We start from the raw sequence: 7,428 nt of genomic DNA, 5'->3' as shown, positions 1-7,428 counted from the left end.
GGGGGGACCCTGTGGGAGAGTAGGACGCCGCCGAACAATTTTTAGCCTCAACCCCCGGACCTTGTCCGGGGGTTGAGGCATTTTTGCGTTCCGGGGCAGGTGGAGCGGGGAGCGGGGGCCGGTACGGAGAGTGGCCTCGACGTACAACGACACCGTCGACAAGCTCGGGGCCGACTCCGTCAACGTCAGGATCAGCAGCATCTACGCCCTGCAGCGCATCTCGCGGCCTACGCGGGCTTCACCAGTTGGGTGTCGTACGCCAGGATCACGGCCTGGACGCGGTCGCGGGAGCCGGTTTTCGCGAGGATGCGGGTGACGTGGGTCTTCACCGTGGATTCGGCGAGGTGGAGGCGGCTGGCGATCTCCGTGTTGGTCCAGCCTTGGCCGATGACGGTGAGGATCTCGCGTTCCCGGTCCGTGAGGGCGGACAGGCGCGGGTCCTGCCGGGGAGAGGCGGACTTGGCGGGCGGGAGGTGCTGGATGTAGGTGTCCAGGAGGCGGCGGGTGAGGCTGGGTGCGACGACCGCGTCGCCGGCGGCCACCGCCCTGATGCCGGCGAGGAGTTCCTCGGGCTGGGCGTCCTTCACCAGGAAGCCGCTCGCGCCGGCGCGCAGCCCGTCGTACGCGTACTCGTCGAGGTCGAAGGTCGTGACGATCAGGACGCGGGTGCGGGCGCCGGCGGCGATGATGCGGCGGGTGGCGTCGATGCCGTCGAGGCCCGGCATGCGGATGTCCATCAGGACCACGTCCGGGTGGTGGCGGCCGACCAGGCGGACGGCCTCGGCGCCGTTGGCGGCCTCGCCGAGGACCGTCATGTCGTCCTGGCTCTCCAGCAGCATGCGGAAGCCGAAGCGCTGCATCGGCTGGTCGTCCGCGATCAGAACGGTCGTCACGACGGGGAGTCCTCCTGGGGAAGTCGGAGCCGTACGCGCCAGCCGGCACCTGTGGACAGTGGTCCGCATTCGAGTGTGCCGTCGTAGAGGGCGGCGCGTTCGCGCATTCCCGGCACTCCCTGGCCTCGGGAGCGGCCGGCCGGGATCCCGTCCGCGGAGCCTTTGCCGGTGTCCGTGACGGTGACGAGGGCGGCCCGTTCCCCGTACGTCAGGGTCACCGTGGCCCTCGCTCCCTCGCCCCCGTGCTTCAGCGTGTTCGTGAGGGCTTCCTGGATCACCCGGTAGACCGTCAGCTGGGCGCCGGGGGAGAGGGCGTGGGCCGCGGGGTCGAGTTCCGCGCGGACCGGGAGGCCTGCTGTGCGTACGCCTTCGATGAGGGGTTTCAGGTCCGCCAGGCCCGGCTGCGGGGTGCGGGTCGCCGACTCGTCCTCCTCGCGCAGTACGCCGAGGAGGCGGCGGAGTTCCGTGAGGGCCTGGCGGCTGGTCGTGCCGATGGCGTCGAGGGCCTGGGCGGCGCGTTCGGGGTTCTTGGCGGCCGCGTAACGGCCGCCGTCGGCCAGGCCGGTGATGACCGACAGGTTGTGGCCGATGATGTCGTGCATCTCGCGGGCGATACGGGCGCGTTCGGCCGCCGCCGCGAGGCGGACCTCGCGGTCGCGTTCGGCCCTGCGGGAACGGACCGTGATGCCGAGGAGCGCGACCAGGGCGTACGCCCACAGGGTGGGGACGACGTGCTGGTCCCAGGCGTCGGGCTGGTGGCGGATCGCGCCCGTCGCCAGCGGCGGGAGGATCAGGGCGGTGCACCGGAGCAGGGCGCGGGGCGGGCGGGTGAGGGCGATGTGGAAGAGGGGGATCGCCTGGAGGTAGCCGGCCTGGAGGAAGGCGCCGGAGTACGCGCTGAGGAGCGTCGCGCCCGCCATCACCGTCAGGACGGTCATGGGGTGGCGGCGGCGCCAGAAGAGCGGCAGGGCGAGGGCCAGGCTGAGGGTGACGACCAGCCAGGCCGGGACGGAGGGGTTCCGGGCGGTGGTCCGCCAGCCGCCCGCCGCGTCCACGAGGGCGGCGAGCGTCCAGCAGGCGGTCAGGGTCGCGTCCCAGACCCAGGGGCGGGCGGTGTCGAACGCCCGTATCCGGGCCGGCAGTCGCCCTGTCGTCTCCGTGGTCACCGGCCCATCCTCATACGTCCCGGTGCCTGAGCGACACCGCGGGGACGGCGAGCGCCGCACCCGCCCACAGGACCAGGGCGAGGAGGGCCGTACCGGGCGAGGCGGCGCCGGGTGCCGGGGTGGCGGAGCCCAGGGCGCCGGCCGCCTGGGTGGGGAAGTAACGGATGGCCGTCTCGACGCTCTCGTACGGGAGCGTCCCGAGCACCTCGGGCAGCACCATCACGCCGCCGATGAAGGCGCCGAGCGCACCGGGCACGGAGCGCAGGGCGGCGCCGAGACCGAGCGCGATCAGGCCGAGGAGGGTGCCGGCGGCCGCGTTGCCCGCGAGGGCGGCGAGGACGCCGTCGTCGGTGAGGGAGGCGGCCTGTTCGGTGTCGGAGAGGAAGATCTGGGCGACTTCGAAGGTGAGGAGGGCGGTGAGGACGGAGACGAGGAAGACCGTGCCCGTGAAGACCGCGGCCTTCGCCCACAGGACCGGCAGGCGGCGGGGTACGGCGGTGAACGTGGCGCGTGCCAGGCCGGTGGTGTACTCGCCGGCGGTGAGGAGGACGCCGAGCACGGCGAGGGAGATCGCGCCGAGCTGGGAGCCGTAGAGGGAGAGCACGACGGTGTCGATGTCGGCGTCGCCGCCGCCGGGTGTGTAGGTGGCGCCCATGAGGATGCCGACGCCGAGGACGAGCGCGGTGGCGGTGAGGAGGGTGGCCCAGGTGGAGCGGACCGTCCACAGCTTGTGCCATTCGGAGTGCAGGACGCGGGCGGGGGTGATCACGCGGGTGGGGGTGTTCACGCGGGCGGGGGCGGTCACCCGGGCGGAGGTGGTCATGCGGCTGCTCCCTGGTATTCGACGGAGTCGTGGGTGAGGTCCATGAACGCCTGCTCCAAGGAGGCGGTCTGCGGGGTGAGTTCGTACAGCGGCAGGCCGTGGGCCGCGGCGGTCCGGCCGATCACCGGGGCGTCGACGCCGGTGACGTGGAGTGTGTCGGGGGCCTCGACGGTGACGCGGGTGGCCGGGCCGGGGAGCAGGTCGCGCAGGCGGTCGGCGGCTGGGGTGACCACCTTGACGGTGGTGCCGCCGGCTTCTCGTACGAGCGCGTCGACGGTGGTGTCGGCGAGCAACCGGCCCTTGCCGATGACGATCAGGTGGTCGGCGGTGAGCGCCACCTCGCTCATCAGGTGGGAGGAGACCAGGACCGTACGGCCCTCGGCGGCAAGGGACTTGAGGAGCGTGCGGATCCACAGCACGCCTTCGGGGTCGAGGCCGTTGACGGGCTCGTCGAGGACGACGGCGGCCGGGTCGCCGAGGAGGGCTGCGGCGATGCCGAGGCGCTGGCCCATGCCCAGGGAGAAGCCCTTGACCCGGCGGTCGGCGACCTCGGTGAGACCGGTGATGCCGAGGACGTGGTCGACGCGGGAGCGGGGGATGCCGTGGGTGAGGGCGAGCGCGGTCAGGTGGTGGCGGGCGGTGCGGCCGGGGTGCAGGGAGCGGGCTTCGAGGAGGGCGCCGAGCTGGGTGAGCGGGGCGGGGTGGTCGGCGTACGGGCGGCCGGCGACGGTGGCGCGGCCCCGGGTGGGGGCGTCGAGGCCGAGGAACATGCGCAGGGTGGTGGACTTTCCGGCGCCGTTGGGGCCGAGGAAGCCGGTGACGGAGCCGGGGTGGACGGTGAAGGAGAGGTCCTGGACGACGGTGCGGTCGCCGTAGCGCTTGGTGAGTTCGTCGGCTTGGATCATGTCTTCGACGTTAGGGAGCGGGGGGTCGCTGGGCGTCGGACCGGGGGTGGGCGGGCGGTGGGCGGTGTAGTACCGGGGTACGACGTGGTGGGTGGCGGACGGTGGGGCGTGGCAGAAATCGCTTGTCAGGGGGGTGTGGGGTGGTGAGGATCGTCGGTATGGACTATTCGATACGCACGGTTCGCGCCGACGAGTGGGAGAAGGTGCGCGAGCTGCGGCTCGCCGCGCTTCAGGACCCCGTCGCGCACATCGCCTTCCTCGAGACGTACGAGGTCGCCGCCGGGCGGCCCGACGCGTTCTGGCAGGAGCGGGCGGAGGGTGCGTCCGAGAGCGGTGCCGGCGGGGTGCGGCAGTTCGTGGCCGAGACGCCGGACGGGCGCTGGGTCGGCACGGTGACGGCGCTCGTGGAGCGGCCCGCGGAGGAGGCCCGGTTCGGCGAGGCGGCGACCGTCGACCAGACGCACCTGGTGGGTGTGTTCGTACGGCCGGAGGTGCGCGGCGGCGGCGTGATCGACGCGCTGTTCCGGGCGGCGGTGGACTGGTCCTGGACGCTTCCGGAGCCGGTGGTCCGGCGGGTGCGGTTGTACGTGCACGAGGACAACGACCGGGCCGCGGCCTTCTACCGGCGCTTCGGCTTCGTCCCGACCGGCGACAAGGTCGCCATGCCGGGGAGCGAGTCGGCGTTCGAGGTGGAGTACGAGGTGCGGCGGCCGTCGCTTCAGTCGCTCCAGTCGCTTCAGGGGTAGGGCTAGGCGTACGGGAGGGGTTCGGGCCAGCGGGACCTGGCCTGTTCCTTCGAGCGCATGAGGGCGAGCGTCGGCAGGCCGCGTTCGGCGCCTTCGGCGAGGAGCTCGGGCAGGGCGGGCAGCGGGGCGACCGCGGCGACGTCGTCCAGGACGAGGCTCATTGGTGGGTCGAGCCGACCGTCGGATGACCGTGCGGCCATGCGGCGGCCGTGCTCGACCACGCTTGCGGCGAGGGCGGTGAGCAGCGGCATCGCGCCCGGGTGGGTGCGCGGGTCCTCGATCGGTTCACCCACCACGTAGAGCGTGCCCTGTTCGGCGACGAAAGATGCGAGCGTCAGCGAATCAGTTCGATTCGGGGTGCACGCGTCCCGGATGTGGATCGAGGAGAGGGCCGACAGGGCACGGGCCGTCAGGGCCTGGGCCTCTCTGCGGCGTTCGGGGTGCGCGGTGAGTGCGGACTCCAGGAGTCCGGCGTGGCCGGCGGCGGCCTTGGGGTGGGTACGGAGGATCCGTACGGGCTCGTGGGCGTCGGCGCCCTGGGCCCAGCGGTGGACCTGCTTGAACGGGCGGCCGTCGATCGCGGCGGCGTGCAGCCAGCAGCGCAGGAGCGTTTCCGCGGTGTCGGCCATGGCCGCGTCGAGCTTGGACTGGGGGCGTACGGGGGCCAGCAGCGCCGCTGCTCGCTCCTGGGCGACGGTCGGGTCCTCGCAGGCCTCGGCCGGGTTCCAGTGGAGGCGGGCGGGGGTGTCGCACAGGTGGCCGGGGTCGTAGACCAGTACGGGGCCCAGCTTGGCGCGGGCGTCCTTGGTGTCGGACCACAGGGTGGGGTCGGACGTGACGACCAGTACGGCGCCTTCGGCGTCCCGTACCGCCTGCGCGGCGGCGGGGCGGCGAGTGGCGGCTTGGCCGTAGACGACGGTGGGGGTTGGGTGTGGGTGTGGGGTGGGCTGGGGCTGGGGCTGCGGGGTGGTGGGCTGCGGCTGCGGGGTGGGCTGTAGCTGCGGGTCCCTGTCCGGATCGGCCGGGCGGCGTGGGGCCGGGGCGTGAACCCGTGGGGTCACGGGGTCGGGGACCCCTCCCGCCGTCGTCGGCTGCGGGGTCCTCTTCTCGTGCGTGGTTGCTCGTCGGCCTTCGCGCACCGTGCGCCAGCGGGCCAGCGTGCCCACCGCGAAGACGGTCAGGACCGCGAGGATCATCGCCTCGCCGATGACGATGCCCCAGAAGAGGCCGTAGCCCGACAGGGCGGTCGGCGGGGTGACGGGCCACGCGGACGGGAGGTCGGTGGGGGCCGACATGAGGGAGCGGAGGGCCGGCGGGGTGCGGGTGAACGTGACGCCGGGCGGCCAGGAGCCGTGGGCGAGCAGGGCGGACAGGCCGGTCGCCGTCCAGATCAGGACGGCGAGGCCGAGGAGGAGGGCCAGCAGGCCGACGATCAGGCCGTCGGGGATGCCGCCCTCCTTTCGCGTTGCCTGCTCCATCTACGCCACCGTCGACTGCGACGAACCGTTCATCTGCTGCTCGATGAGGATCGCGCGCTGTTCGGTCTCCCATTCCAGTTCCGGGTCGGCGGGCACCGACGACTCGGTCATGGCGCGGTCGGTGTAGACGAGCGGGCGTTCCTTCTCGGTGATGAGGTGTTTGACCACCTGGACGTTGCCGTTGACGTCCCAGACGGCGATGCCGGGGGTCAGGGTCGGGATGATCTCGACCGCCCAGCGGGGCAGGCCCAGGACCCGGCCGGTGTTGCGGGCCTCGTCGGCCTTCTGGGCGTAGATGGTCCTGGTGGAGGCCATCTTCAGGATCGCCGCCGCCTCCTTCGCCGCTGCTCCGTCGACCACGTCGGAGAGGTGGTGGACCACCGCTACGAAGGACAGGCCGAGGCGGCGGCCGAACTTCAGGAGGCGCTGGAACAGCTGGGCCACGAAGGGGCTGTTGATGATGTGCCAGGCCTCCTCGACGAGGAAGATGCGCTTCTTCCGGTCGGGGCGGATCCAGGTGTGTTCCAGCCACACGCCGACGATCGCCATGAGGATCGGCATGGCGATGGAGTTGCGGTCGATGTGGGACAGGTCGAAGACGATGAGGGGCGCGTCGAGGTCGATGCCCACGGTCGTCGGGCCGTCGAACATGCCGCGCAGGTCGCCGTCGACCAGGCGGTCGAGGACGAGGGCCACGTCGAGGCCCCAGGCCCGTACATCGTCTATGTCGACGTTCATGGCCTCGGCCGACTCGGCCTCGGGGTGGCGCAGTTGCTCGACGATGTCGGTGAGGATCGGCTGGCGGTCGGTGATGTGCTCGTTGACGTACGCGTGGGCGACCTTGAGCGCGAAACCGGAGCGCTCGTCGAGGCCGTGGCCCATCGCCACCTCGATGATGGTGCGCAGCAGGGCGAGCTGGCCCGTGGTGGTGATGGAGGGGTCGAGGGGGTTGAGGCGGATGCCGGCGTCGTTGGCGACCATCGGGTCCAGGCGGATGGGGGTTATCCCCAGCTCCTGCGCGATGAGGTTCCATTCGCCGACGCCGTCCTCGCCCTGGGCGTCGAGGACGACGACCTGGCGGTCGCGGAAGCGGAGCTGGCGCAGGACATAGGTCTTCTCCAGCGCCGACTTGCCGTTTCCGGACTCGCCGAGGACCAGCCAGTGCGGGGCGGGGAGCTGCTGGCCGTACAGCTGGAAGGGGTCGTAGATGTACCCCTTGCCGCTGTAGACCTCACGGCCGATGATCACGCCGGAGTCGCCGAGGCCGGGGGCCGCGGTCGGCAGGTAGACGGCCTGGGCCTGTCCGGTGGAGGTGCGTACGGGCAGGCGGGTCGTCTCGACCTTGCCGAAGAGGAAGGAGGTGAAGGCTTCGGTGAGGACGGACAGCGGATCTCGCATCGGTCTGTGCCCCTTCGGC

The 7,428-nt window shown here is 72.2% G+C and carries 7 protein-coding genes; 1 reads left to right on the top strand and 6 read right to left on the bottom strand.

The features are described 5' to 3' along the window. Positions 1 to 227: 227 nt before the first annotated feature. From ACIGEZ_RS31315 to ACIGEZ_RS31300, 4 genes are read right to left on the bottom strand one after another with little or no spacing between them, the layout of a single operon-like run. On the bottom strand, positions 228 to 893 hold the full coding sequence (locus ACIGEZ_RS31315; RefSeq protein WP_399837879.1) for a response regulator: 666 nt from the start codon (positions 891 to 893) through the stop codon (positions 228 to 230). Further along, positions 890 to 2,059: a sensor histidine kinase gene (locus ACIGEZ_RS31310; RefSeq protein WP_399837876.1), complete on the bottom strand. Its 1,170-nt coding sequence runs from the start codon at positions 2,057 to 2,059 to the stop codon at positions 890 to 892. The genes ACIGEZ_RS31315 and ACIGEZ_RS31310 overlap by 4 nt, the downstream gene beginning before the upstream one ends. Positions 2,060 to 2,069: 10 nt before the next feature. Then, positions 2,070 to 2,882, bottom strand: a complete 813-nt coding sequence (locus tag ACIGEZ_RS31305) for an ABC transporter permease (protein WP_399837873.1) — start codon at positions 2,880 to 2,882, stop codon at positions 2,070 to 2,072. Further along, positions 2,879 to 3,787, bottom strand: coding sequence for an ABC transporter ATP-binding protein (locus tag ACIGEZ_RS31300; RefSeq protein ID WP_399837870.1), 909 nt, complete (start codon positions 3,785 to 3,787; stop codon positions 2,879 to 2,881). The genes ACIGEZ_RS31305 and ACIGEZ_RS31300 overlap by 4 nt, the downstream gene beginning before the upstream one ends. 158 nt (positions 3,788 to 3,945) lie before the next feature. Between ACIGEZ_RS31300 and ACIGEZ_RS31295 the strand changes: the two genes are divergently transcribed. Beyond that, a complete protein-coding gene (locus tag ACIGEZ_RS31295; RefSeq protein WP_399837867.1) occupies positions 3,946 to 4,533 on the top strand; it encodes a GNAT family N-acetyltransferase in 588 nt (195 codons plus the stop codon). 2 nt (positions 4,534 to 4,535) lie between these two features. Here the strand turns inward: ACIGEZ_RS31295 and ACIGEZ_RS31290 are convergent, their stop codons facing one another. Together ACIGEZ_RS31290 and ACIGEZ_RS31285 are read right to left on the bottom strand one after the other, a co-directional pair. Then, on the bottom strand, positions 4,536 to 6,011 hold the full coding sequence (locus ACIGEZ_RS31290; RefSeq protein WP_399837864.1) for a type IV secretory system conjugative DNA transfer family protein: 1,476 nt from the start codon (positions 6,009 to 6,011) through the stop codon (positions 4,536 to 4,538). Further along, positions 6,012 to 7,409: an ATP-binding protein gene (locus tag ACIGEZ_RS31285; protein WP_399837862.1), complete on the bottom strand. Its 1,398-nt coding sequence runs from the start codon at positions 7,407 to 7,409 to the stop codon at positions 6,012 to 6,014. Positions 7,410 to 7,428 lie beyond the last annotated feature (19 nt).

Source organism: Streptomyces sp. NPDC085481, from assembly GCF_044541845.1.
In the GTDB taxonomy this organism is placed as follows: Bacteria; Actinomycetota; Actinomycetes; order Streptomycetales; family Streptomycetaceae; genus Streptomyces.
This window is presented reverse-complemented; position numbering and strand designations above follow the sequence as displayed.

Bases quoted from the DNA above. Each gene is read 5' to 3' on its own strand.
- ACIGEZ_RS31305 (WP_399837873.1), bottom strand. From the start codon at position 2,882: ATGACCACCTCCGCCCGGGTGACCGCCCCCGCCCGCGTGAACACCCCC.
- ACIGEZ_RS31300 (WP_399837870.1), bottom strand. From the start codon at position 3,787: ATGATCCAAGCCGACGAACTCACCAAGCGCTACGGCGACCGCACCGTC.
- ACIGEZ_RS31295 (WP_399837867.1), top strand. From the start codon at position 3,946: ATGGACTATTCGATACGCACGGTTCGCGCCGACGAGTGGGAGAAGGTG.
- ACIGEZ_RS31290 (WP_399837864.1), bottom strand. From the start codon at position 6,011: ATGGAGCAGGCAACGCGAAAGGAGGGCGGCATCCCCGACGGCCTGATC.
- ACIGEZ_RS31285 (WP_399837862.1), bottom strand. From the start codon at position 7,409: ATGCGAGATCCGCTGTCCGTCCTCACCGAAGCCTTCACCTCCTTCCTC.